We start from the raw sequence: 25811 nt of genomic DNA, 5'->3' as shown, positions 1-25811 counted from the left end.
ATGTGAAAAGAGTAGCTCTTAGGAGTTACTCTTTTTTTCGTTTGGTTAAAAGTCTAATTTGGAAAAACGAATCAATTCTTCCTTCTTACATTCGGAGAAGTTGACTTCTTCATCTATAAGTTCTACGATAATAGTAAATAGAGGTTTGATTCGAAAGGGTGGTACTCTTGCAAGGATCCAGTACTACGATTGATCAGTTTTTAACATGGCTTGAACATGAAGGAAAATCATCAAATACCATCTCGACTTACCATCAGGAGCTTAAAAAATATGAGAAGTGGCTTCAACAGAATCACAGAGAGTTAATGGACATTACTCAGCGTGACGTTCAGGATTACATTCTATTTTTAGAAGAAAAGGGTAAGAGTCCGATCACGACGGATAAAATCTTGGGAGTGATACGTACTTTTGCAAAATATTTAAAACGGCCTGACATTACGTTTGATATAAAGATCAAACAAGGAAGCAAAAAGGATGAAATCGAAACGCTTTCTAAAGAAGAATGTGAAGCACTTTTATCAGAAGTAAGAGAAAGTGAAAATAAAAGAAATATAGCGATTGTGTATATGCTGCTTCATACGGGGATACGGGTATCGGAGCTCTGCGCCCTTAACATAGAGGATATAGATCTTGAAACGAAACAAGTAAGCGTTTCGGATACTCATGGGGATCAAAGGACCATTCCTCTGTCGGAAGAAGTGGTGAATTCACTTTCTGACTATATGGATGCTATCCAACCAAAGGAAGCGCTGTTCGTCTCCAAAACGAATGAGCGATTAACGGAGAGATCGGTCCAGTATATGCTTAAGAAGTTCAATATAAATGCCCAAAAGCTGCGCCATACATTTTGCCAGCATCTTATCGATCAGGGTGTCAGTCTTGAAATTGTATCTAAGTTGGCGGGGCATAGGGATATCAATGTAACCAAGAGGTATGCGAAGTCACACGTGCCTGAAACGGAATATGAAAATGCAATCAGACGAACGTTTTCGAAGGATTGTTAAAATCATTTTAAGTGAGGTGCCAAAAAAGTGAAGGATGAATTAGCACATAAAAGATGGATGACAAAACCTGCACATATCCGAGAGAAATTTGAAGGAAATGTATACTGTCGGACTTGCGGTGTCACGACGATTGTTGATTACAGTGTGGATTCTGATAATCATACTATTGTCCTTAAGGGAAGCTGCAAGACATGTGGGGGAAAAGTAGCAAGAGTCATTGAGTCATAATGAAAGAACTCCTTTATCAGGTTCATGGTAAAGGAGTTCTTTTTATTCAATGTGCGATTTTGTTCCAAGGAAGAATGATATAATGGTTTTTCAACTACTTGTTTTTTCAAGTATCAGGAGGACTCATGCTTACGTCAATACTATTACTATTCTTGTTATTTCTTTCCCTTGCCGGGTGGGGGATGTTTTTTCTATATAAGGTAAAGGTTCATCCTGCATTTATTCCTTTATTTCTATTTTCCAGTGTCACGACGGTGCTATTCGGAGCCGGGTTGCTTCATCGGATGCCATTCGCGGCGAATAGCATCTATTATTCCGGTTTGTTTTTATGTTTGATTTATCTCATATTATTCTTTCTTAAGAAAATCCCGTTTCAGCCTTTGCTGCATCCCTCGCTTGTGTTCTTTTCCATATCTGTTCTGTTTGTCATGCTCTATATGAGGGGGACTCTCTTTTTAAACTATGATGATTTCAGCCACTGGGGATTGGTGGTGAAGGAGATTGTGAGGCTTGATGGCCTGCCGGATGCCAGTACTTTGGTTACTTTTCAGAACTATCCGCCTGGGAGTGCCGTGTTTATTTACTATTTTCTTAATCATTTAGGGTTCCATGAAAGTTTGGCTTTGATGGCACAGGGATTCATGACGATGGCTGGATTCACAGCTCTATTCACATGGAGTTGCTGGAAAAAGCCATGGACGGTCATCCTGCCTTGGGTTATTTCCTTTACCCTTCTATTAGTGAATGCGAAGATCTTTTACAGTTTACTGGTGGATATTATTCTAGGGTCGGTGGCGTTGGCGATCCCTTTAATCGCTTATTACTATCGTAAGGATTGGAAAAGGCTGCTGCTCGTGAATCTTCCGATAGTGATAGTCTTGATTCTATTAAAGGATAGTGGGAAGGTCTTCCTGCTTTTTAACGGAATCGCCTTGCTGGGGATACTCATTACTTCTCATCGGGAAGGAATTGAAAAGAGAATCGATAAGGTCATGCCTTATGCTTCTTTGGTTCTGCTGTTGGTTCTCCCTTTGGGGGTGAATCTACTTTGGCACACCTATACGTTACAAGCCTATAGTGAGAGTTATGGAGACAATAAGTTTGCGATTACAGAGGATAAACTGCAGGATATCCGGAAATCGGAGGAGTTTTTAGCAGGCTTTGATGGAATGATGCTGGATGCAGCGTTGAATCCTTTGTCGTCGCCTCATGTGATGGCATTATTGGTGGTCAATCTGCTTGCCCTTTTACTAATCGTCAGAATGAAACGTAAAACGCCTAATGAACTGGTGGCTTCGTTTGTATTGTTTAATCTCTTTTACGTGCTGTACATGTGTTCCCTTTATTATATGTATGTGTATCTGATGCCTGAGAATGAAGCGTCAAGGCTTGCAGGGTTCAATCGCTACCAGTCGACCATCACCGTATATGCAGGCGGTATGCTCATGACGGGGGTTGCTTATGTATGGTCCGACTATGTGAAATCCTTTAAAAGGGTGACGGGCATCCTGATGGCATCCTGCTTCTTAATCCCGTACATCGGACACCTGGAAGTATTGGTGACCCGGCCGGAAGCACATGTTGAGCGTCGGGGCGATGTGAAGGAGTATTCTTCTGTGATTAAAACATCAGGGGTAACGGAACCTATGATTACGTATTATAGTCCAGGCAGTGCGGATGACGGAGGTTATTTCAGCTATTTGATCAGGTACGAACACCTGTCGATGAATTATTCTTTCATCAAGGGTGCCGAGACAGAAGATCAGCTCTCGTATTTGAAGGAAGTTTTGATGAAATCGGATTTTCTGATGGTTTTGGATCGTGACGTACATATCCAAGATGGGTTATCCCAGTATACTGAAAATGAAATTTCGGAAGGGGTGTACCGGGTAAAACACGAGAATAATAGGTTTGAACTTGTGCCGGTGCGTTAGGGTGTGTGGAAGTCTATCTTTTTAAGATAGGCTTTTTTTATGGCTCTTTTCGTAAAGTTTGTGGCTATTGTAGAGAAGAAAGTAATAGTTGATTTCCGCTCACAATCCAGCACACACTAATTGACAGAGCCTTGCAGAACTCATGTTAAAAACAACAATCTTTGCGAAAAGAGCGTTTATTATTAAACGTCTAACGAATGCGTTTTATCCAAATAAAACCAGTTATTTTGTCGTAACTTTTCGAACCGCCATCTACACGTATATACAAATTCCGAACTCTATCTCCTCTATCATATGACTCATAGACTTTACGTTATGGGGGATGAGGATGAAGAAGTTTTTGTTAGTCGGTCTTGGCGTGATTACATTATCAACACTTGCAGGTGGAAAGTATCATTGGGATCAAAGGGTCGAGGCCGTCCAGGTTAACGTCCATACAGAAAAAGTAGCCGGCGTTCAGGCGGTGAGTGAAGAAGAGCGTAAAGAAAACGAGAAAGAAAAAGCAGCGGCTGAAGAAGAAAAGAAGAGGCTGTTAAAACTAGATAAGCTGAACTATCTTCCGCCAGAATTAAAAGAAGCGTTTAAGAAAAAGATTGAAGGTAATGAACCGGTTCATTTAATGATCCTTGGCTCTTCTTCTACTCCTGGGAAGGAAGGGGCGTGGCCCAAAGAACTAGAAAAGGCGCTTCTCGACACGTACGGTCATGATTTGATAAAGGTGACGTTGAAAGAAATCGCCGGAAAAACGTCAGAACAGGTTGTGAAAGAGGATTTACATAAACCACTGGCTGAAATGAAGCCGGATATACTCTTACTTGAACCATTTCTTTTGTATGACAATGGGGAAATAAGAATGTCGAACCGAATTAAAAATCTTGAGACGATCCTTGGGGATTTCAAGAAACAGAATCCTGAAGTCACCTTTATCATCCAACCGGCCAATCCAATTCCGGGTGCTTATTACTACCCGAAGGAAGAAGCTGATTTAGAGAAGTATACGCGGGAGAAAAAATATGTGTATCTTAATCATTGGGATGCATGGCCGGATTACAATAATAAAGAAATTAAGGACTATTTATCAGAGGAAAATATACCTAACGAAAAAGGAAATAAGGTCTGGCTCGATTATTTAATGAAGTATTTTATAAGGGGATAACTAATCGAAGTCTTCAATCCATCGCGGGTTGAAGGCTTTATTAATGAAAATGGTCATTATAAGAAAGAGGACGGGCACAGCGGGATCGATCTACATGCTTAATTTTGACTCATGGTAGTGTAATTTCCGGAGCAGGTGTTCTTTCATTTTTTCGTCAAGGCAATCTTGGATCAGGGTGTAATAGTAAGTAGCGAGAAACCTATGGATCATCTTCATTGCGATCTTCACTCCTTTTATTTGTTTATATTATTTTCCACTATAAATCACCTTGAATATATAGGGATTGTTATTTATTTTTATTACATAATTTGCAGGCGTGATCGCCGGATCCCACATAACTGCTCCTAAAGGATCAAGTTGCGGGTTTTGTCGATTGAAAATAGGAGGAATATCCTAATGTCTTGGCCAATACCTATAATTGGATTACCAAATTAGAGAGGAGAACTACCTTGAAAAAAAACCTGAAACATTCTTTGAAAGTGTTGACCGGAGCAATGACAGTGGCATTAATGATGTCACCGACGATGGCTTTTGCTGAAATGAAAGAAGAGCAGACGTATGTAGATTATCTTGCTTTAGGAGATTCGTTGGCGGCAGGTGTGCTGTATGACAACTCGCTGGGTAAGGGCTACCCTGATTTCCTTGCAGACGAATTTAAGGAAGATGGCTTTCATGTAGATTTTAACAAGAGCTTTGCCGTACCGGGTTATACGTCCAAACAGGTATTGGCGGACATACAAGATCCTGCAAAGGGTTTGCAGAAAGAAATCATGGAGGCTGATACCATTACATTGGACGCTGGTGCCAATGACTTACTGCAATTGATTGAACAGAAGGATGGCAGGATTTCAATCGATCCAGTAAAAGTACAGGCAGCCCTTCAGGAAGTGGGTGTGAATATCGGTACCTCTTTAGGCATCATCCGTCAATTAAACCCTGACGTTTCGGTGTATGTGATGGGTTATTACAATGCATTCCCTTATTTGCCACAAGAGACCCAGGCACAGTTAAAACCTGCTTTAGATGGATTGAACCAAGCCATTCAAGCAGCTAGCGTGCAGGGGGGAGGCGTGTTTGTCCCGGTTGAAGAAGCGATGGCCGATAACTTCCAGGTGAAACTTCCGAACCCGCAAAATGTACATCCTAGTGAAGCGGGATATGAAGCGATGGCTGACGAGTTCTGGAAAGTCATGGAGCCGGTCACCGATACAGTTGGAAAATCAACGGCCCGTTTATATGGACAGGATCGTTACGGAACAGCGGCTGAAATCTCGGAAGAAAGCTGGGAGTCTGTTGATACCGTCATCATAACAAGAGGAAACGAGTATCCCGATGCATTAGTCGGAACACCCCTTGCCTATCAGTTGGAAGCGCCGATCTTGTTAACGAATGGCGCCACGTTATCCAAGGAGACTGTAGAAGAAATCGACCGTCTCGGAGCGGAGCATGCAGTGATTCTCGGTGGGGAAGGAGCCGTTCCGAAGAAGATTGAGGCGGAATTGGATGAGCTCGGATTAAGCGTGGATCGAATCGGAGGAAACGACCGTTTTGAAACAGCCGCATATGTGGCGAATGAATTGGGTCATTCAGAAACGGCAGTGGTTGCCTATGGATATGACTTCCCGGATGCCCTGGCGGTTGCTCCATATGCGGCCCAGCATGGATATCCAATCCTGTTAACGAAGACAGATTCCATTCCTGAACCGACAGGCTTTGCCCTTCAAGATGTAGAGAACACCTACGTAATTGGGGGAGCCGGGGTCATCAGTGAAGATATAACGTTTAAAAATGGAGAGCGTTTGGCTGGTGACACGCGTTACGATACAGCTGCCGCCATCTATAACGAGTTCCAAGGTCCAACAAGCCATGCCGTAGTTGCAACCGGCCAGGACTTCGCTGATGCACTTACGGGATCTGTGTTTGCTGCCATCAATGAGGTTCCGTTATTGCTGGTGAAGAAGGATGACTTACCTCAGCAGACAAAAGGTTTGGTGATGGAAAATGGTTTGAAGCACTTTATGGTATTAGGTGGAGAAGGTGCGGTTGAGAGTGGTGTTGTTGAGAAGTTAGTGGAGTAGAGTGGATTAAAGCAATCAAAAAGGTCCTGGACTATTTTCAAGTAGTCCAGGGCTTTCTTTATGTGTTAAACGTTCGTTTAACTGGTTCATTTGTTACTGTGATAGGGCTGATTTTGCTCAATCAAACGTTTGTTTAAATATTAGGGGCAGAAATTGTAAGCCGGCTATTCTTCTAGAAGGGGTTTTAACAACTATGTAGAACCTAATAGTAGAACGCAACATAAAGAATATTCAAAAAACATTGACCGGATAAACCAGAAATGATTAAATAATAAGTAGTAATTGGTTGGGTGACTGAACCAAAGAGAGATGACTTTTAAAAGGGAGGAATTTAAATGAAAGCATTGATCACAGAGTTAATCTGGAAAGAAGGCATTGATGAACTGAAGGAACAAGGATTTGAGGTCGACTATGATGAAACCCTTTGGACCGACAGAGAGAGGTTACTTGAAATCCTCCCTCAATATGATGCGGTAATTGTAAGAAACCAGACGATCGTCGACGAAGAATTAATGGAAGCAGGTAGCCGCCTTAAGGCGATTGGAAGGCTCGGGGTCGGGTTGGATAATATTGATGTTAAACGGGCGAAAGAGAAGGATATTCCGGTGGTGTTTGCCCGTCATGCAAACGCAACTTCTGTAGCGGAATATGTACTCGCTGCGATTCTAAACTCATCAAGACCCCTTCATTTGGCAGATGCGGATGTTCGAAACGGACAGTGGAACAGAAAGAAATACACTGGTGGGGAGCTTTATCAGAAAACACTTGGATTGATCGGACTTGGGGAAATTTCCCACCGTGTGGCAAAGCGCGCCAATGCATTTGGCATGAACATCATCGGGTATGACCCGTTTATTACAGAGTATGATCATGTGGTGTCAGAAACCGGTGTACATGTAAAAGAAACCCTTCAGGAACTGTTGATGGAATCCGATTTCATTTCCCTCCATGTCCCTCTTACTCCATCAACCGAGCATCTCCTTTCAACATCCGAGTTAAATAGGATGAAGCCTTCTTCTTATGTCATTAATACTTCCAGAGGGGGCATCATTGATGAACAAGCCCTGGCTACAGCCTTACAGAACCAACAAATTGCAGGAGCTTACCTCGATGTGTTGGAGCAGGAACCGATACTCGATTCACATCCCCTGCTTCTTTGTGAAAACGTTACCATCACTCCTCATATCGCAGGATTGACTGAAGAATCTCAAGTCCGTACGTCCTTTCTGGTGGCCAAGGAAATCGGGAAAGTGCTAAAAGGCGAGCGTTCCCTCTGCACTGTGTAATTTGTCGAAAATAAATTCTGAAAATTTAAATAATCTCATTGACTAACAGATTGATAGGTGGTTTAATAAAGATAGATTAAGTGGTTGGGTCACTCAACCAATTTAAAAGGAGGCACCATAATGAGTCACAATAGTCAGGCAGGTACGGTTACGGAAAGAAATGCTCAAGATTCAAAAGCGGTGAGCACTCATAAGTTTCTTATCCATCACAATGGTGATCACGTAGGAGTTGCCACATCACCGATTGCAGCAGGGGAAAATGTTGTGGGGATCTTCATGGATGACAATTCAGAAGTGGAAGTCACCTCAAAAGGGGATGTTCCTTTAGGCCACAAAATCTCATTGGTTACTTTAAACAAAGATGAACCAGTGCTGAAATATGGGGTTCAAATCGGTATTACAACAGAAAAATGGGAAGTAGGCGACTACGTCCACACTCATAATATTAAAACGGCGAGGTGGTAAGGATGGAACAAACATTATATGGTTATCGCAGAGAAAATGGGAAAGTTGGAATTCGTAATCACGTCATTATTTTACCTGTAGATGATATTTCAAACGCTGCTTGCGAAGCAGTGGCAAGACAAGTCCAAGGTACAATGGCCTTGCCTCACGCATATGGAAGACTACAGTACGGACCTGATCTTGATTTGCATTTCAGGACAATGATCGGAACGGGATCCAATCCTAACGTAGCGGCTGTCGTGGTCATTGGAATAGAAGAAAACTGGTCGAAGAAAATTGCTGACGGGATTGCTGAGACCGGAAAGCCTGTAACGTACTTCTCCATTGAAGGAAACGGGGATTTAGAAACGATCCGTGCTGCTTCATGGAAAGCGAAGGAGTATGTCCAGTGGGCTTCGGAGCTTCAGAAAGAACCGGTTGAACTGAAGGACTTAACCGTCAGTATCAAGTGCGGTGAGTCTGATACGACGACAGGTCTTGGATCATGCCCTACTGTGGCCCAGGCGGTTGACCGTTTGGTTGAAGCGGGTGCCACTGTTTTCTTCGGGGAAACATCGGAATTGACAGGCGGGGAGCATCTCATCCGCGACCGGATGGCGACGCCTGAGTTACACGAGAAATTCATGGCGGTTTACAATGACTATGTAGGTGAAATTGATTCAAAGGGAGTCGATTTATTGGGATCCCAGCCTACTCAAGGTAATATTGCTGGTGGACTTTCTACCATTGAAGAGAAGGCACTAGGGAACATTGCCAAGACCGGAACGAAAGAGGTCATCGGCGTATTGGATCCTGCTGAAGCACCGGCCAATGGCAACGGTCTTTATTTCATGGATACGTCCTCTGCAGCGGCAGAATGTATCACCCTGATGGCAGCTGGTGGAGCGGTTCTGCACCTTTTCCCTACAGGTCAGGGGAATATCATCGGTAACCCGATCGAGCCGGTTGTGAAAATTACGGCGAACCCGATTACGGCGGGGACGATGAGTGAACATATCGATGTGGATGTGCAAGGGCTCCTCTCTCGTCAGATTTCCTTGGAGCAAGCGGGAGATCAGTTAATGGAAATGATCTGCCGTACAGTGAATGGTCGACTCACTTGTGCAGAAGCATTAGGTCATAAAGAATTCGTCATGACGAAATTATATCGCAGTGCCTGATTTCTTACTCCCTGCACATTTTATGTGTGGGGAGTCCATGTTTACGGGGAAAACATTATGAATGAGAAGGAGCAGAAAATGACTACGTATGCTGAATCTGATTTACGACAATTTTGTAAGACACTGTTAGAGGAAATGGGGATGATGGAGGAGCATGCTGCAGTCGTCTCTGAATCCCTTTTAAGGGCTAATTTAGAAGGGGTGGATAGTCATGGTATCAGCAGGCTTCCCATCTATGCTAAGCGCTTCAGCGATCAAAGGATCAACCTGAATCCATCCATCCAGATGGAGCAAAGAAGTCCTTCTGTTCTCGTAGTGAACGGTGATAATGGGCTAGGTCATGTCATCAGCTATAAGGCGATAAATAAAGGAATCGAAATGGCAAAACAGAGCGGTGTAACAGCCATTGCGATTAAAAATAGTAATCACTTCGGGACAGCCTCATATTTTTGTCAACTGGCTTGTGAACAGAATCTTGCTTGTATCGGTTTCACAAACTCGCCCCCGGGTATAGCTCCGTGGGGAGGGAAGGAAGCTTTCTTTGGCACGAACCCCATGGCATTTGGTTTTCCTACGGGGGATGATCAACCTGTCATTATCGATTTATCGACAAGCATTGTAGCAAGGGGAAAAATCATTTTAGCGGAGAAACAAGGACAGACGATACCGGATGGATGGGCGATCGATGAAAAAGGGGAACCGACCAATGATCCCAAAGCGGCTTTGAACGGTTCTGTCCTGCCTTTAGGAGGAGCAAAGGGATCAGCCCTGGCACTGGCCGTCGAAATCCTTACGGGCCTCTTGACGGGGGCGGCATTCGGGCCGCATGTGAAGAGTATTTATGAGGATGGGGAAAAGGAAAACGCAAATGTGGGTCACTTTTTCATTCTGATGGACATAGAAAAATTCATGAACCTAAATGTATTCTTTGACTCTATTAAAAGCTTATTAGTAGAGATGAAAGCTGTCCCGAAAGCACCTGGGAACGATGAAATCCGCTATCCGGGGGAAAGAAGGAAACGGGAGCGGGATAAACGTCAGCTGGAAGGAGTACAATTATCCCAAAGTGTATCGGATGAGCTGCAATCATTAGGCAGCCAATTTGGAGTTGAATTCCCTTCCCCATTGTCTTCTCAACAACCTATCAACAACTAACACAAAAGAGCCGGCTTCCAGGGTGAGGAAGCCGGCTCTTTCAATGTAAGGTTAGAGGGAATCTATATTTTCCTTGATGGAATGTTCCACGCTCTCTATATGTTCTTTCATATATTTCTGGGCCAGATTAATATTGTTTTGTTTCATGGCTTCCAGTATCTTGGCATGCTCCTGGACAGACTGTATGGCTCTGCCGGGAATTTGGATCGACTTGGTACGTGATTCCGATAGAAGGTCAATAAGGAAATTCATGATTCGGATGAGAACAATGTTATTAGAATTGTTCGCTAAAGTTAAATGGAATTTATGGTCAAGCTCTGCCAGCCTTTCATGATTCACTTCGCCGGCGCCGAGGATCTCATTGGCTTCTTCAAGGATGTGCTCCAATTCACGGAATTGCTCTTCGTTGGAATTTTCAATGGACCATTTGACCGTCCATTCTTCGAGAATCTTACGTACGGAGAAGAAATCATTAATCTGATCAGAAGATACAAAGAAGGCTTCTGTCATTTTTTGAATCTGATGTTCAGGTGCGGCAACGAATACACCTGTTCCGTGCTTTGCTGTGATATAGCCGTAAGCTTCCAGGATCTTATATGCTTCCCTCACCGTATTCCGGCTGACGGAAAGCTCGATCCCCATTTCCCGTTCCCCGGGAATTTTGTCTCCGACTTTGAATTCTCCATCTTGTATTTTCTTTTTTATGCTATCTGCCACTTGTTCAGATATGCCTTTTCGATTTAATTGCATACAATCGCCCCTATCCATCTGTGAAATGGTAGCTGTCATCAGGTTTGCTCAACCTTCTTAGACTTATCATTTTTCTGATTCTCATATGAATAGATACATGTCATGACAGGTATTATTCTGTATATTCAGTGTACCATGTCGAGTGGCTCAACCTCTAGTGAAATATTTAGTAGCGCTTACAACTTAGTAAGGAGAATACCCAATAGGATCAATGCAAAAGATCCTGCGACACCAGTTACGAGCACCTTAGAACTTAGTTTCTTGAATTCCGCGAAGTTGACGCTAAGGCCAAGACCCGCCATGGCCATGGATAATAGTAAAATACTCAATGCAATGAGCATTTGTGTAAATGTGTCAGGAAGGATTCCGACAGTATTGATTAAGCACATGAACAGGAATCCGAAAATGAACCAAGGAACGGGCAGGTCTTTGATTGTCCGCTTTTGTACAGAGGCATTCCCTCTTTTTTTAGAAAACATGGACCCTAATATAATGGCAACAGGAATAAGAAGGGCAACTCTCCCAAGCTTAACAAGTATGGCTGTATCGCTGCTGACGTCGCCACCCGGGGCAGCGGCTGCGATCACGTGGGCAAGCTCGTGCAGGGTTGAACCTGTCAACACCCCATATTCATACGGAGTGAAACCGAGTACAGGGTAAAGAAACGTATAGAATATCGTAACGATCGTCCCCATGATGGCAATGAAGGCCACTGAAATAGCAGTGAGTTCCTTTTTTGCCCCTATAAGCGGCGCAACGGCGACGATGGCTGCAGCTCCGCATACGGCCGTTCCGACTGCAATTAAAGTAGAGAGGTGACGATCAATGGACAGAAGCTTTCCGAGATACATCATGAAAACCAAGGTGAACACGATGACCACCACATCGATGATCACAATCGAGAAACCTGCAGAAAGGATTTGTTCAAAGTTTAATCTCAATCCCATCAGAATGATTCCGGCCCTCAGTAGAATTTTGCTGCTGAAGGTGATTCCAGGCGCTGCGTCTGCAGGGACCTCCATCAATCCTTTCCAGCTCATCCCGAGAAGAATGGAAATGATCATCACACCCATGACGGAGAAAACGGGATATTCGGCTACAATCCCCGCAAGTAAAGCAAGTACTAATGTCAAGATGACCCCTTTCATCCATCCCTTTTTCAATTGTAATGATTTACGCATCTTTCTGGATTCCAAGGAAATGGACGATTCTTTCGTCTTTGCGGCTCCAATTGGACTCACTTCAAAACCCCCTTTAATTCATAAAAAATTTAGACGAATGGTACAGTGACCCAACCAATATAATTTAATTAAACCATTAATAATGTCTTCATTCAATGATTATTTTTCTGTAAATCTCGAAAAAGTATTGATTTTTTTGAAAATTGAAAATAAAATAAGTGGTAGTGGTTGGGTGACTGTACCTAAATGCAGACAATGCTGCTGTGTTCCCTAAGTCCCATTTCTTTCAAACGGGAAGGACTTGGCATGGAGAGACAAGAATACATAGCATGGAATTCCTTTAGTAGGTTAAACGTTGTCACCCCTTGGAGTTGAAGAAGTCATGATGATGGCCATGTCATGACTTTTACTGAAATTTTTCATCTAGAATGTAATCAATTCATCTACAGAAAAAATTGTAAGGGCTTACATTTTTGTTAGTAGGAGGGTGTTACATGAAAAAGTACATGGCATTTCTGACCATCATCATGATGATCCTGGTGAGTGGATGTTCAAACATGGCAAAAGGAAATGAACGATCTGCAGAATATGTCCTGAGGCTAGGGCATTTACAGACGGAAACGCATCCTTATCACAAAGGGGCGTTAAAATTTAAAGAGCTCGTAGAAGAAAAATCAGATGGGAAGATTCAAATCGATATTTTCCCGAGCAGTCAGTTAGGGAACGGCCGTGATCAAATCGAAGGCGCCCAGATCGGATCCATACATTTCCACATCGGTTCAGTGGCTCCTGTCACCAACTTTGCGCCGAAGTTCAATCTTCTCAATCTTCCATACCTATTTGAAAGCAGGGAACATGCTTTCAAAGTGCTGGATGGCGAGATCGGGGACGATATCGCTTCCGACCTGGAGAATAGGGGACTCATTAATCTCGGATATATGGAAAACGGCTGGAGGCATATGACGAATAATAAGAAACCGATTAAAACCAGTGCTGATGCAGCGAATTTGAAGCTCCGTGTCCAAGAATCACCACCGTATATTTCTTTCATCAAAGCACTTGATTCCACTCCCGTCCCCATCCCTTTCGGTGAATTGTATACGGCTTTAGAGCAGCATGTGGTTGACGGCCAAGAAAATCCACTGGCCCAGATTTACCTTAATAAATTCAATGAAGTCCAACAACACTTATCCCTGACCGCCCACAACTACGATGCAGCCGTATTCATCATGAGTAAAACAACCTTTGACACCCTCCCTGAAAATCTACAAGAAGTGGTCGATGAAGCTGCAAAAGAAGCCGTCCTATATGAACGCCAGGTAGCCCTTGAAGACGAAGAGAAACTTCTCGAGGATTTAAAGAAGACAGACATCCAAATCGAGGAAAACCCTGACAGAGAGTCATTCAGAAAAGCAGTCGAACCTGTTTACAAGGAGTTTGAAGCATCCATTGGAAAAGAGTTATTTGAAAAGATCGAAAGTCTACGGGAATAAAAGGGGGCTACACATTGAAACAGTTCATCTCTCATTTGAGTAATAGGGTGGATCGGATCAGTCGGTGGATTATGATAGGGTTCTTTATGATTGCGTTTGTCACCACGGTTTATCAGGTTTTTTCCCGGTTTGTTCTTCAAAGCACATTCTTAAATGAAGCTTTGCCTATGGTTGACTTTTCCGTCTTCAACCTGACATGGGCGGAAGAACTCATTCGTTATTTATTTGTATGGATTGTATTTTTGGGGATAGGGATTGTATATAAAGCAAAAGGTCATGCCCAAGTAGAAATCCTGCATCATTACTTATCTGAAAAACCAAAAAAGTATCTTCATTATTTTATGGAAGCGGTAAACTCAGCCCTGTTTCTTTTCCTCATCGTTTTTGGCGGCAGGATCCTCCAATATACGAATCTGCAAATCTCCCCGGCGATGGGGATCAACATGACGTTCATTTATGTAACAGTACTGATCAGCTCCATCTTCTGTCTTATCCACTCCGTAAACAATATCTATGAGGTGAGACAGGGAAAAGTCGACGTCCAAGATGCGATGAAGGTAGAAGAAGTTCAGCAGCAAACAAATATAAGTTAAAGAAAAGGGGGAGATCGTATGACCGTTGCCATAGTAGCTCTTGGTATTCTGTTTTTATTAATGCTGATAGGAGTCCCGATCGCCATTTCTCTCATCTGGGCTTCCGTAGCCGGATTCATGGCAAGTATTTATTATGTACCGCTGGAAGTCATTCCTCAGAGGTTGATCACATCGACGGATTCATTTCCGCTACTCGCCATCCCGTTCTTTATGCTGACAGGAGAGTTCATGATGTCGGGAAGCATGGGGCGGAGGATTGCGGCCTTTGCCTTTGCGACGGTCGGCTGGATACGTGCTGGCCTGGCACAGGTATCTACGCTGACGAGTATGTTTTTTGCAGGGATTTCAGGTTCAGGGGCAGCTGATACGGCTGCAGTCGGGAAAATGATGATTCCCATGATGGAGCAGAAAGGATATGACAAAGGCTTCGCTGCTGCTACGGTAGCAAGTGCAGGGACGATTGCAGTGGTTATTCCCCCTTCCATTCCAATGATCGTATATGGCGTCACTGCGGGGGTATCGATCGGGGATCTATTTACGGCAGGGATTGTCCCGGGAATCATCATCGGTCTTTCCATCATGATGTTGAATTATTGGATCACAAGGAAGAATAACTATTCCGAAGAAGCAGGGAAGTTTGAATTCACTACGTTTAGACGTACCTTATTCGAAGGGGCACTTGCACTCGTCCTGCCGCTGATCATCATTTTCGGAATCCGCGGAGGGATCTTCACCCCGACCGAAGCGGGTGCTGCAGCTGCAGCGTATGCGTTCATTATTAATAAATTTGTGTACAAAGATATGGATTGGAAGGACATACCCGAATCATTCCTTAGAGCCGGTAAGATGACAGCGATGGTCGTATTCATCATCGCAGCGGCCAACTTATTCGGTTGGTTATTGACGGCAGAACAGATTCCGCAGCAACTGACCCAGCTTGTGACAAGCATCTCGGATAATAAGTTACTCATCTTACTCATGTTCAATGTCATTTTCTTCATCGCAGGCTGCTTCTTGAACGCTTCTGCCGCGATTACGATCTTGACGCCGCTGCTCCTGCCAATTGCCATGGGAGTGGGGATCGACCCTGTATTCTTCGGAGTCGTCATGGTTGTGAATCTTTCCATCGGATTGATCACGCCTCCAGTGGGACTGGACCTCTTTATCGTAAAAGGAATCGCAGATGTCTCCTACGATAAACTGATCCGGGCCGTCACCCCATTCATCGTCGTCATGGTATTTGACCTGTTACTCATCACCTACTTCCCGGCCCTGTCCATGTTCCTGACCCAATTATAAGGAGGGACGGACCTCCATTTTTGATAGAGCCAGCCCCTGTTCATCGTGAACAGGGGCTGGCTCTTTATTTGTTTCTTGATCAGGTATACCACTAATAGTATCCTATATTTTTCCTATAAATATAATATATTTCCAATTTATGCATTCTGTGGTTTAATAGATTCTGTAGTTCATTTTATAACATAGTGGAGGTTCTAATGAAAAAGAAGATTCGTAGTTTCGTAGCTTTGGCTTTCGTCTTTTCGTTGATCTTCAGCCAGTTTTCCGTGATGGAAGCGGGGGCGGAAGAGTCTGGTGTACCCAATGAGGAAGGAACGTTGACGATCGGGACACCGGTCGACGGGGAATTCGATGTCTCTGAAAATGTTCATTGGTATAAGGTCGATCCTTCTGAAAGGGAAATCACCGACTATACTCATTTACGAGTGAAGCTTCAATCAGAATCAGAAATCAATGTGACGGTTTATTCCAGTCTGGAAAATGCCATCGATAATCGCGCTTTTGAGCGTTATATGAGCTATTCCTATCAAGATGAACCAGCGATCATCGACTTCCCGATTTCCTGGGTAGGCCCTTATTATATCAAGATCGAGTCTTATGGTATGGAAGAAGAATATCCAGAGTTCGAAGAAGAGTTTGAAGATATGGTGACTCCTTACACGATCAGCTATGATGGTGTTACGCTGCCTCCTTCTGATGAAGCCATCGCAGAGGAATGTCCAGCGGAGTTAAGCACGAAAGAAAGGGAAAATGGAAAAAGTATCTTAAGAGATTTACGTACCGTTCGTGAAACGGTCTTGGCAAAAACGGAAAAAGGTCAGGATTTATCGGCTCTTTACTACAAAGCGGCTCCATTCATCAGTTCGAAAATGGTGTTCAGCAAAACGCTGCGAGACAGTGTTTACCGTGATCTTGTTCAATTAAAGGACCTGTTTGCCGATGTAGCAGCGAATGGCAGTGCAAGCTCCTACAAAATCACGAAAGAAGACCAGAATGCGATCAATTCTCTGTACAACCATGCACTGGAATCGACTCCTGCATTTATCCAGGAGAATATTGAAAACACAGGTAAAAGTGTCGGAATTTCGAATCTGACGAATAAAACGGCTTCTTCCATCTTGGCTAAAGCGGGGCTTTCCCCTATTAAGGCTGCCAGTGATGAAACCCGTTTAATCGTAAAATTAAAAGATAATAAAGATGCAGCCAGTATCCAAGGGAAAACAAAATCAATGGGTGTTGAATCCATTTCCCCGTTAAAGGCGAAGGATTCTTTCTTCTCAAATATGTATGTAGTAGAAGTAGATGGAAACGCTTCTGGTAAAGTCTCTACAGCATCCTTAAAAACTACTTCAAAAGAGATTGCAAAGCTGCCTGAAGTCGAGTTTGTTGAACCAATCCAACAATATAAAGCTCTGTCTTCCGATGCTCAATATCCTTATCAGTGGTCACTTAAGAATAATGGGGACAACGGCGGTACCCCAGATGCCGATATTCAGTACGAACAGCTTCAGGAGCTTCTGAAAGAAAAAGATCTTGAAGATACGGTCATTGCTGTAGTGGATACGGGCGTAGACCACACGCTTGCAGATCTGAGCAGTACTGTATTGACTAATGATGGCTATAATTTTGTTGGCCGCAATTCAGATGCAATGGATGATCACGGTCATGGGACCCATGTATCCGGAATCATCGCAGCAGAAGCGAATAATCACTATTCCATGGCAGGAATCAATCCTCACACAAAGATCCTTCCTGTTAAAGTGCTTGATGCATCCGGAAGCGGTGATACAGAACAAATCGCTTACGGGATCAAATATGCAGTCGATCACGGAGCCCAGGTCATTAACTTAAGTCTTGGCGGATCATATAGCCGTGTGATTGAGTATGCTCTTAAATATGCTCATGACCACGGGGTGACCGTTGTAGCGGCTACAGGTAATGATGGGATGGAAGAAATTTCTTACCCTGGTTCATCAAAGTATGTGGTTTCTGTTGGAGCGACGAATAATATGGACCTTGTATCTGACTACTCAAACTTTGGAAGCGGGATCGACCTGGTTGCACCGGGAACGAATATCCCGAGCCTTGTTCCGGATGGAAACGTCAGCTATATGAGTGGAACGTCCATGGCCACTCCTCACGTGGCGGCAGTTGCTGGTTTGCTGCTTTCCCATGATGCCGCGTTAACACCGGCTCAAGTTGAAAGAGTGTTAACAAGAACAGCTGTCGATATTACCTTCGACGAAGAGGATAACCCGGGTAACGGCTATTATTATGAAGATGAGTATCCGTACCCAGCAGAACTGGTTCTTCCAGGATATGATACTGTATCCGGCTGGGGAAGATTGGATGCCTTAAGTGCCGTCACTGGTATCGATCAAGCAAATATCGGCACGGAGAGGATCTTTGGAGCCGATCGTTATGAAACGGCCGTGAAGATTTCAAGTAAAGGCTGGGAGCAATCGGATGTAGCGGTCATTGCAACAGGGGGTAATTACCCGGATGCACTAAGCGCCACACCTCTTGCTTATCACCACAATGCACCGTTATTGTTAACCAATACTACAACCCTTCCTCAGTCGGTGAAGGACGAACTGAAACGCCTGAAAGTGAAAAAGGTGGTTCTCGTCGGAGGGAAATCGGTCATTTCGGCCAATGTCGAGAAAGAAGTGAAGGATTTAGGGGTTAAGACGATTTCACGCATCTCAGGAGCCGATCGCTATGAAACATCCGTAAAGATCGCTGAAGAGTTAGGTTTCACTGATCGAGCAGTCGTGGCAACGGGCCAAAGCTTCGCGGACGCCCTTTCCATTGCCCCGATAGCGGCTTCCCTGGAAATGCCGATATTATTAACAAAGAAAAGCGGAACACCGGAATCTGTTCGCAGCTATATGGAAGAGAGCATGTTTGAGCAGTTCTACGTAATCGGTGGTGAGTCTGCCATCCCGGAAATGGTAGCTGAGGAGTTCATGAACTATGAGCGTTTAAGTGGAAGTGACCGTTATGAAACGAATAGCAGCATCATCCACTACTTCGCAGGTGAATTGAACATGACGACACCATTCATCGCAACAGGCAAGAACTACCCAGATGCATTGGCTGGTTCTGCACTGGCAGCTGCAGAAGGTAATCCCGTCGTATTGACTCATCCGAGAGAGGCACAGTTTACAACGATGGATACCCTTTCTACGTTCGCTCCGGTCACCGATATGTATTATATTCTTGGTGGAGAAGGAGCCGTATCTGATTCGGTGGTTGAATCACTTTTGGCACAATAACAAATCATAATAAGCCTCCATTTGATGCATTCGTGTATCGAATGGAGGTTTTTTGCTACTAATCAAAACAGTATTCATTTTTGATCACTTTCTTCGACACTATCTCCCAGGAAATAATCCATTTCCTCAAATTATGAGATTTTTCTCAAAAAATATACAAATATAAATGGAAATCTTCTGGTATTAGTATATAATAGTAATAAAGTCTCATATATAAGAAGATTCTGATAAAAGGGGCTTTATTAAAAAGGAAAAGGAAGGTGTTTAGATTGAAAGGTTTAGAAGTGCAGGTTACTCGAAGGACGGTAGCGATTTGTCCTGCTTATGATGGGATCCATCGGTCGATCATTTATGACTACTCAGGGAGAAAGACGTTCAGCAAAAAATCCGTCATGGAAATTTTAGACGAATCCTGTATGGCATACCGGTCTACATATGACGGCAGGATCAAAGCCGTTCGCCATGCCACCAAGTATTTACGAAAAACACCTCTCATGATTTGCCCACAAGAGTTCATCTATTGTATACCTACCATGGCCCCGACACACTATGATTGCATCTGGTTATTCTGCCAGCATATCGAGTCATCATCCACTTCTGAAGGAAAAACATACATCCAGTTTACGAATGGAGAGCGGTTGGAAATCAACTGTTCCGAGAAAGTCATCACCAAACAACGGGAACGGGCCGCTGCCACCATGAACCACTTCGCCAGCTTCCCATCCCGCAGAGCTTTAAGAAGAACAGAAAGCGAACTATATCTTCCAGGATTCCATCCCGGCATACTGGATGGAGCAGACATTCCAAATGATCCACAAATCGATTTTTGAGGGACGGACCTCTGAGTGTAGAGTAAGATAAACATGAAATAAAGAAAAAACAGGAGTAGGAAGCTTGTTCCAACTCCTATTTGTCGTTTGATTTTGCTCATAAAGAAACTGTTTTGTCATGGAAAACAAGTTCTTCCAGCAGAATAAAAAATAGTATAAGGAAATATGATTTTCTAGTTTGAAGAAAATAACTGCCTTCTTTTGGAGGTTGTATTTTGCACATTCATTTATCTTGGTTTTTAGAAAACTTTATGCCGGGATAGTTGATTGGAGCGGAAGGTGCTCGACTCCTGCGGGAATAGCGGGAAAGTTGAGACCCCGGAAGGCAAAGCCTGAGGAGGCTCAACTCACGCCCCGCGGAAAGCGAGCACCTGGAGCGGAAATCAACCAGCACTTTCTTCTGTTAAACAACCAAACTTATCCTCCCTTTCCACAAAAAACATTGGTCTATTTTAAAATAAAATTTCATATATTTAAAATTACAATTGAAATATTATTTTAAAAGTGATATTAATATAAGTAATGAAAACGCATTCAGATTTTCTGGGAGGAATGACTTATGAAAGAAGATAAATTTTTTGAATTATCAACAGAGAAGGTGAATCAAAATACGCTGGGGATCGATACAGCCAGTACAGGCGAGATTCTCCGCATGATGAACGAGGAAGATCAGAAGGTCGCTTCGGTCGTTCAAGAAGTGATTCCTCAAGTCGAAAAAGTAGTGGATGATGTTGTGAAATCCATCTCTCAAGGCGGGAGATTGATCTATATCGGTGCAGGTACAAGTGGCAGGCTGGGCGTGCTTGACGCGGTGGAATGTCCGCCGACTTTCAGTGTGAGCAGTGATGTCGTTGTCGGATTGATTGCAGGCGGGGAGAAAGCATTCGTCAAAGCGGTTGAAGGAGCAGAGGACGATGAGGAGCTGGGTGTATCCGATCTGAAAGAAATCGGACTGACCGAGGCTGACACGGTCGTAGGGATTGCTGCGAGCGGACGTACGCCGTATGTCATCGGTGGTCTAAGATATGCAAGGGAACTTGGTGCGACAACCGTTGCCCTGTCTTGTAATACTGGCTCGAAAATTTCTGCTGAAGCAAAGCATGCAATTGAAGTGGATGCCGGACCCGAAGCCTTGACCGGATCCACTCGATTAAAAGCCGGAACTGCACAGAAAATGGTCCTCAACATGATTTCGACAGCGGCCATGATCAAGCTTGGAAAGGCTTATGGGAATCTGATGGTCGATGTGAATATCAGTAACTATAAACTGGAGCAGCGGGCGATCGGAATCATTGAGAGTATCACAGGTGCAGATAGAGAAACGGCGGCATCCACATTGAAGAAAGCGAACAACGAAGTGAAACCATCCATTGTGATGATCACCCTCGGCTGTGGATATGAAGAAGCGAAGAGCCGACTGGAAGATGCCAATGGTTATGTTCGTTTAGCCATTGAAAAATAGGCTTTTTGTACAGGGGTACCTGTCCAGGACCCTTCATAGAAATAGAAGGGAAAAGGAATACAAAGCAAACTTGAAAGGGGAAGGTGAACAATGACGAATCAAGAATTGGCCGGCATCATTTTAGAGCAGTTTGGCGGTGCTGACAATATAGCAAGCTATGAAAATTGTATGACCAGACTGAGAGTGAAAGTGTATAACGAAGATCTTGTGCAAAAAGCCAACATCAAGAAGATCGAAGGAGTACTGGGCTTTGTAGAAGACGAAACATACCAGGTCATTTTAGGGCCGGGTAAGGTCAATAAAGTAACAGAAGTATTCGGGAAGTTGGTTGCATCCGGATCAGGTGATCTTGATCTGAAAGCCCGAGCTGCTGAGCAAAAGGCTGATTTGAAAAAGAAGAACAGCACACCGTTTAAATTACTGCTGAGACGAGTGGCAAATATCTTCATCCCTCTGATTCCTGCGTTGATTGCGTCAGGACTTATCACTGGGTTTACGAAGTTCTTCGTTCAAGCCGGCTGGCTGAATGGTGAGTCACAGCTTGTGATGATGCTATCCATCATCGGAAGCGGGTTATTCGGCTATCTTGGTATCCTTGTCGGGATGAATGCGGCGAAGGAGTTCGGTGGATCTGCAGCACTTGGTGGTTTGGCGGGTATTCTGATTATCAACCCGGCCATTGGTGATGTTACGCTATTTGGTGAAAATCTGCTTCCAGGCCGGGGCGGACTGATCGGAGTATTGATTGCAGCGATTTTCATGGCGTTCGTTGAGAAAAATGTACGCAAAGTGATTCCGCAGGCTGTGGACATTATCGTGACACCGACCATTGCGTTACTTGTCACAGGATTATTGACATACACGGTATTCATGCCGGTAGGTGGATTCATTTCAGATTTAATTACGAACGGACTTCTTTCATTGATTGAAATGGGTGGATTGGTCGCTGGATTCGTCCTCGGTGCCACCTTCCTGCCGCTAGTCGTAACAGGATTGCATCAAGGACTGACACCGGTTCACCTGGAACTGATCAACACAATCGGGGACGACCCTCTTCTTCCGATCCTTGCAATGGGTGGAGCAGGACAGGTAGGAGCAGCTTTCGCGATTTTTATGAAAACGAAGAAGAAGAAGTTGAAGAGAGCGATTGGCGGAGCTCTTCCGGCAGGGATGCTTGGAATCGGTGAACCGCTTATCTTCGGTGTGACGTTACCACTCGGCCGACCATTCCTGACAGCTTGTATAGGTGCCGGTTTCGGCGGAGCATTCCAAGCGTACTTTGATGTCGCGACGTTTGCGATCGGGGTATCAGGATTGCCGCTGATTTTCCTTGTGAATGCAGGAGAGATCCTTTACTACACGATCGGATTGTTAATTGCCTATGCAGCAGGTTTTGCCATCACGTATCTTGTTGGCTTTAAAGACGAAATGGCGAGTGAGTTCGAATGATCGGAATCTCCGTTTATTTATCCGACGAAGGAGCCGAAGAGAGCATTCTTCGCGCTTCTTCATTGGGTATCAAGCTTGCGTTCACCTCACTTCACATTCCTGAAGAGTCGGCGTATAGCAGCGAGCATGTCCGTCACCTTTTATCCATTTTCAAAAGGGAAGGGTTTGAAGTGTTTGCTGACGTATCGAAGAACACGCCCTCCTTTTTAGGGTTGAGCCATTTGGAAGAGTTAAAGGAATTAGGTGTGTCTGCACTGCGTTTGGATGATGGGTTTACGGCAGAGGAGCTGGTTGATTTATCACGCCATTTTCAGATTGCCATCAATGCCAGTACTGTTGGGGAGAGGGAGCTTCTAGAGTGGACCTCGAGTGGACTGGAAACAAGAAACATGATTGCTTGGCATAACTTCTACCCCAAGCCTGAGACGGGATTGGATCAGGATTACTTTATGAGGCAGCAAAGACTGTTTGGAGCTTTAGATATTCCGGTTTATGCCTTTATCCCGGGGGACGAGGGAAAAAGAGGACCGTTATACAAGGGTCTCCCAACTTTGGAGGATCACCGTGATCGAAACCCTTATACGAGTGCCATACAATTGAGGCATTTGGGTGTTCAAGGTGTATTTATAGGCGATCCCGAATGGTCGCAGGAACTACTTCGTAAGCTAGTGGATCATGATCAAGAAAATGTTATGGAGCTTTCGTATGACGGCCTCGGTGAAATGGAGGGAGAATATCAGCTCAGGCCAGATCCGGGAAGAGACGTGTATCGGCTCCTGGATACAAGGAAGAGTCAGGATGTTCCCCCTTCAAATACCGTGGAAAGACCGCGGGGGACCATCACCCAGGACAACGATCTGTACGGACGCTATAAAGGAGAAATGCAAATCGTCCGAAATGACCTGGAGAAAAACCCTGCCGTGAACGTGATCGGGAGGATTAGCGAGAAAGACCTTGATCTATTGGAATTAATGGATCCTGGTCAAAAAATCCGGTTGACGAGAGGGACGGACCTCAGTGATTGAAGTGCCCGAAAAAATCTTCTAATGATGATTCATTAGGAGATTTTTTTTTGTTTCAGTATGATACATCTTCTATCCGACACGGTTCATACTAACTAGAAAACGCTTGTAAAGGAGGGACGACATTGAGATTAGACAAGAAACACCTGCTATTGATTTCGGGACTGGCTGGTTTGATGGTTCTGCTTTGGGTGTTGTTCCCTCCTGTCATTTCCGGACGGGACATGGAAGAGAGAGGTCCTTTTACAGACATCGCCGCCCATTGGATCTTCTCGAAGGATTATATCCAATCAGGAACCATCACCGGGAAGGATCTGGTGATGAGGGATGTAAGTGGGAACGCGAATCACCTCCAGTTGATCAACTTGGAAGACTCCAATCAAAAGATTCCTTCCATCCGCTGGTCTGAAGAAGATTACGAACAAAAGGATGAGGTGGAGACCCTGCAGTTTCATCACAAAAAAAGTGATGCTGGAGGTCAATATTTTCAAACCGACAAGGATGCCCCTTTGAATCATAATCGCTTTAAAAACGGATATACCATCGAGGTATTATTCAAACTGCCGAAACAGTTCTCGCCTAAAGATCACGGTGGAATGGGCATTATGTCAAGGGGGGGCGGACGCTCCACCTTATCTGTATCCGATTTTAAACAAGTCCAGTGGGCCAGTCATCCATTAAATCTTCAACGCAGCGAGACGGATTGGTCCCCAGCTCTTGATAGTGTAGAAGACTGGTATCATGTAGCAGTCGTCAATGATGGGAAACATTCAAGCATCTATATAAATGGAGTGACCGACTTCAGGCACTCCACTGACGCTGAAATATTCGGAATGGATGTTGCAAAAGGAAAGGGATGGAATATCGGGGCATCAGAAAAAGACAACAAAGCAGATGCCTTGTTTGCAGGGAATTTACAGGAAATACGTATCGCCGATCGACCTCTTCCACAAGAAGAATGGCTTATCCAACTAAAGGCGGGTGACCACGTCAAAAACGGGTCCAACAATTATCAATCCTTACGAACGAAAAAGAAAAACTATTCCTTTCTTTTTGTCCCTGATCCTCAAAAAACGGTACGCTCTAAACCAGAAATTTTCAAAGAACAAATGAGATGGATTTCTAAGAAATATGAAAAATTGAATATTGCCATGACCGCTTTTTTAGGAGACATGGTCGATCAAAGCGATTCGTTGGAGGAATGGGTCCACTCGTCTACAAGCGTCGGTCTCCTCGACCAGGGAAAGGCACCGTATGTGACGATTGCCGGGAATCATGACTACGGTAAAGGAGATCCCTATCTTAAATATTATGGGTCAGGTCGTTTTAAGGACAAACCGTATTTTAAAGGGGCTTCTCCTACTGGATATAGTTCGTATTCCATCATTAAAGCGGGAAGCTATCATTACTTATTCCTAACCCTCGACATGGAACATATGAAGGAGGACATTCCTTGGGCAAAAAAGGTTCTAAGAGCACATCCCAAAACACCGACCATCCTTCTTTCTCATCAAATCCTCAACATAGATGGAGTCACTCCCATTGAGACAGAGAGGGGGACACTTGCCTGGGATGAACTGGTCCATCCTTTTAACCAGGTATTCATGACGGTCAATGGCCATCACCATGGCTCCACACACAGAGTGAAACAAAATGCAGCAGGTAATCCCGTTTTACAAGTGCTTGTCGACTACCAATCAAGTTATCACGGGGGCAATGGCTGGATGAGGTTTGCGGAATTCGATGAAGCAGACGGGACGATCTCGTTTAAGACCTACTCCCCATGGGTGGATAAACTGCCGAGGCCGCAGAAAACGTTTTTTGATGTGGCGTATTTGACGGGGGTACGGGATCAATTCGAGATCCCTTTTGATTTTGAAGAGCGGTTTGATTTCGCGGAGTGAATAGTTTATTTCGGAAAAGTAAAAAAATCCTTTAATAGCATGAAGAAAGTGTCTTCATGCTATTAAGGGATTCTGAATTTTCAA

General features: G+C 44.1%; 20 protein-coding genes. 18 read left to right on the top strand and 2 right to left on the bottom strand.

Annotation, left to right across the window (positions count from 1 at the left end; translation table 11 throughout):
- Positions 1-167: 167 nt before the first annotated feature.
- The 9 genes from TV75_RS09535 to TV75_RS09495 all read left to right on the top strand — a co-directional run bounded on the left by TV75_RS09535 (position 168) and on the right by TV75_RS09495 (position 10466).
- Positions 168-1004, top strand: coding sequence for a tyrosine-type recombinase/integrase (locus tag TV75_RS09535; RefSeq protein WP_052504500.1), 837 nt, complete (start codon positions 168-170; stop codon positions 1002-1004).
- A gap of 27 nt (positions 1005-1031) precedes the next feature.
- Positions 1032-1232, top strand: a complete 201-nt coding sequence (locus tag TV75_RS09530) for a hypothetical protein (RefSeq protein WP_044338466.1) — start codon at positions 1032-1034, stop codon at positions 1230-1232.
- Between the two features lie 125 nt (positions 1233-1357).
- Positions 1358-3166 carry a hypothetical protein gene (locus TV75_RS09525; RefSeq protein WP_044338465.1) on the top strand — a complete coding sequence of 603 codons (1809 nt, stop codon included), beginning with the start codon at positions 1358-1360 and terminating at the stop codon, positions 3164-3166.
- 328 nt (positions 3167-3494) lie between these two features.
- Positions 3495-4322 carry an SGNH/GDSL hydrolase family protein gene (locus tag TV75_RS09520; protein WP_052504499.1) on the top strand — a complete coding sequence of 276 codons (828 nt, stop codon included), beginning with the start codon at positions 3495-3497 and terminating at the stop codon, positions 4320-4322.
- Between the two features lie 449 nt (positions 4323-4771).
- Positions 4772-6400: a cell wall-binding repeat-containing protein gene (locus TV75_RS21165; RefSeq protein ID WP_052504498.1), complete on the top strand. Its 1629-nt coding sequence runs from the start codon at positions 4772-4774 to the stop codon at positions 6398-6400.
- A gap of 335 nt (positions 6401-6735) precedes the next feature.
- Complete coding sequence (locus TV75_RS09510; protein ID WP_044338464.1) at positions 6736-7686, top strand: hydroxyacid dehydrogenase; 951 nt, start codon at positions 6736-6738, stop codon at positions 7684-7686.
- Between the two features lie 120 nt (positions 7687-7806).
- Complete coding sequence (locus TV75_RS09505) at positions 7807-8151, top strand: UxaA family hydrolase (RefSeq protein WP_052504497.1); 345 nt, start codon at positions 7807-7809, stop codon at positions 8149-8151.
- A gap of 2 nt (positions 8152-8153) precedes the next feature.
- Positions 8154-9311 (top strand): UxaA family hydrolase, encoded by a 1158-nt coding sequence (locus TV75_RS09500; protein ID WP_044338463.1) that lies wholly within the window; start codon positions 8154-8156, stop codon positions 9309-9311.
- A 78-nt stretch (positions 9312-9389) separates the two neighbouring features.
- Positions 9390-10466 (top strand): Ldh family oxidoreductase, encoded by a 1077-nt coding sequence (locus TV75_RS09495; protein WP_044338534.1) that lies wholly within the window; start codon positions 9390-9392, stop codon positions 10464-10466.
- A 51-nt stretch (positions 10467-10517) separates the two neighbouring features.
- Here the strand turns inward: TV75_RS09495 and TV75_RS09490 are convergent, their stop codons facing one another.
- A complete protein-coding gene (locus tag TV75_RS09490) occupies positions 10518-11216 on the bottom strand; it encodes a FadR/GntR family transcriptional regulator (protein ID WP_044338462.1) in 699 nt (232 codons plus the stop codon).
- A 176-nt stretch (positions 11217-11392) separates the two neighbouring features.
- Positions 11393-12397, bottom strand: a complete 1005-nt coding sequence (locus tag TV75_RS09485) for a YeiH family protein (protein WP_156142373.1) — start codon at positions 12395-12397, stop codon at positions 11393-11395.
- A 494-nt stretch (positions 12398-12891) separates the two neighbouring features.
- Here TV75_RS09485 and TV75_RS09480 point away from each other — a divergent pair, with 494 nt between their 5' ends.
- The 9 genes from TV75_RS09480 (at position 12892) to TV75_RS09435 (ending at position 25727) form a co-directional block, all read left to right on the top strand.
- Positions 12892-13890, top strand: a complete 999-nt coding sequence (locus TV75_RS09480) for a TRAP transporter substrate-binding protein (RefSeq protein WP_044338460.1) — start codon at positions 12892-12894, stop codon at positions 13888-13890.
- Between the two features lie 14 nt (positions 13891-13904).
- Entirely contained in the window at positions 13905-14483 is a 579-nt protein-coding gene (locus TV75_RS09475) for a TRAP transporter small permease (protein ID WP_044338459.1), read from the top strand.
- A gap of 18 nt (positions 14484-14501) precedes the next feature.
- Entirely contained in the window at positions 14502-15782 is a 1281-nt protein-coding gene (locus TV75_RS09470) for a TRAP transporter large permease (protein WP_044338458.1), read from the top strand.
- Between the two features lie 197 nt (positions 15783-15979).
- A complete protein-coding gene (locus TV75_RS09465) occupies positions 15980-19060 on the top strand; it encodes a cell wall-binding repeat-containing protein (protein WP_052504496.1) in 3081 nt (1026 codons plus the stop codon).
- A 269-nt stretch (positions 19061-19329) separates the two neighbouring features.
- Complete coding sequence (locus TV75_RS09460) at positions 19330-19890, top strand: competence protein ComK (protein WP_044338457.1); 561 nt, start codon at positions 19330-19332, stop codon at positions 19888-19890.
- 559 nt (positions 19891-20449) lie between these two features.
- Entirely contained in the window at positions 20450-21352 is a 903-nt protein-coding gene (murQ, locus tag TV75_RS09450) for an N-acetylmuramic acid 6-phosphate etherase (protein ID WP_044338455.1), read from the top strand.
- A gap of 90 nt (positions 21353-21442) precedes the next feature.
- Positions 21443-22801 carry a PTS transporter subunit EIIC gene (locus TV75_RS09445; protein ID WP_044338454.1) on the top strand — a complete coding sequence of 453 codons (1359 nt, stop codon included), beginning with the start codon at positions 21443-21445 and terminating at the stop codon, positions 22799-22801.
- Entirely contained in the window at positions 22798-23826 is a 1029-nt protein-coding gene (locus TV75_RS09440) for a MupG family TIM beta-alpha barrel fold protein (RefSeq protein WP_044338453.1), read from the top strand. The genes TV75_RS09445 and TV75_RS09440 overlap by 4 nt, the downstream gene beginning before the upstream one ends.
- 122 nt (positions 23827-23948) lie before the next feature.
- A complete protein-coding gene (locus TV75_RS09435) occupies positions 23949-25727 on the top strand; it encodes a LamG-like jellyroll fold domain-containing protein (RefSeq protein WP_052504495.1) in 1779 nt (592 codons plus the stop codon).
- Positions 25728-25811: the final 84 nt, after the last annotated feature.

The organism is Rossellomorea aquimaris (assembly GCF_000935355.1).
GTDB lineage: Bacteria > Bacillota > Bacilli > Bacillales > Bacillaceae_B > Rossellomorea > Rossellomorea aquimaris_B.
Note: the sequence above shows the minus strand (reverse complement) of the source record. Positions and strands in the feature narration are given on the sequence as shown.

What these genes read in the sequence shown, in the direction of transcription:
- TV75_RS09525 (WP_044338465.1), top strand. Translation starts at nt 1,358, where the DNA reads ATGCTTACGTCAATACTATTACTATTCTTGTTATTTCTTTCCCTTGCC.
- TV75_RS09520 (WP_052504499.1), top strand. Translation starts at nt 3,495, where the DNA reads ATGAAGAAGTTTTTGTTAGTCGGTCTTGGCGTGATTACATTATCAACA.
- TV75_RS09510 (WP_044338464.1), top strand. Translation starts at nt 6,736, where the DNA reads ATGAAAGCATTGATCACAGAGTTAATCTGGAAAGAAGGCATTGATGAA.
- TV75_RS09505 (WP_052504497.1), top strand. Translation starts at nt 7,807, where the DNA reads ATGAGTCACAATAGTCAGGCAGGTACGGTTACGGAAAGAAATGCTCAA.
- TV75_RS09500 (WP_044338463.1), top strand. Translation starts at nt 8,154, where the DNA reads ATGGAACAAACATTATATGGTTATCGCAGAGAAAATGGGAAAGTTGGA.
- TV75_RS09495 (WP_044338534.1), top strand. Translation starts at nt 9,390, where the DNA reads ATGACTACGTATGCTGAATCTGATTTACGACAATTTTGTAAGACACTG.
- TV75_RS09490 (WP_044338462.1), bottom strand. Translation starts at nt 11,216, where the DNA reads ATGCAATTAAATCGAAAAGGCATATCTGAACAAGTGGCAGATAGCATA.
- TV75_RS09485 (WP_156142373.1), bottom strand. Translation starts at nt 12,397, where the DNA reads ATGCGTAAATCATTACAATTGAAAAAGGGATGGATGAAAGGGGTCATC.
- TV75_RS09480 (WP_044338460.1), top strand. Translation starts at nt 12,892, where the DNA reads ATGAAAAAGTACATGGCATTTCTGACCATCATCATGATGATCCTGGTG.
- TV75_RS09470 (WP_044338458.1), top strand. Translation starts at nt 14,502, where the DNA reads ATGACCGTTGCCATAGTAGCTCTTGGTATTCTGTTTTTATTAATGCTG.
- TV75_RS09465 (WP_052504496.1), top strand. Translation starts at nt 15,980, where the DNA reads ATGAAAAAGAAGATTCGTAGTTTCGTAGCTTTGGCTTTCGTCTTTTCG.
- murQ (WP_044338455.1), top strand. Translation starts at nt 20,450, where the DNA reads ATGAAAGAAGATAAATTTTTTGAATTATCAACAGAGAAGGTGAATCAA.
- TV75_RS09445 (WP_044338454.1), top strand. Translation starts at nt 21,443, where the DNA reads ATGACGAATCAAGAATTGGCCGGCATCATTTTAGAGCAGTTTGGCGGT.
- TV75_RS09440 (WP_044338453.1), top strand. Translation starts at nt 22,798, where the DNA reads ATGATCGGAATCTCCGTTTATTTATCCGACGAAGGAGCCGAAGAGAGC.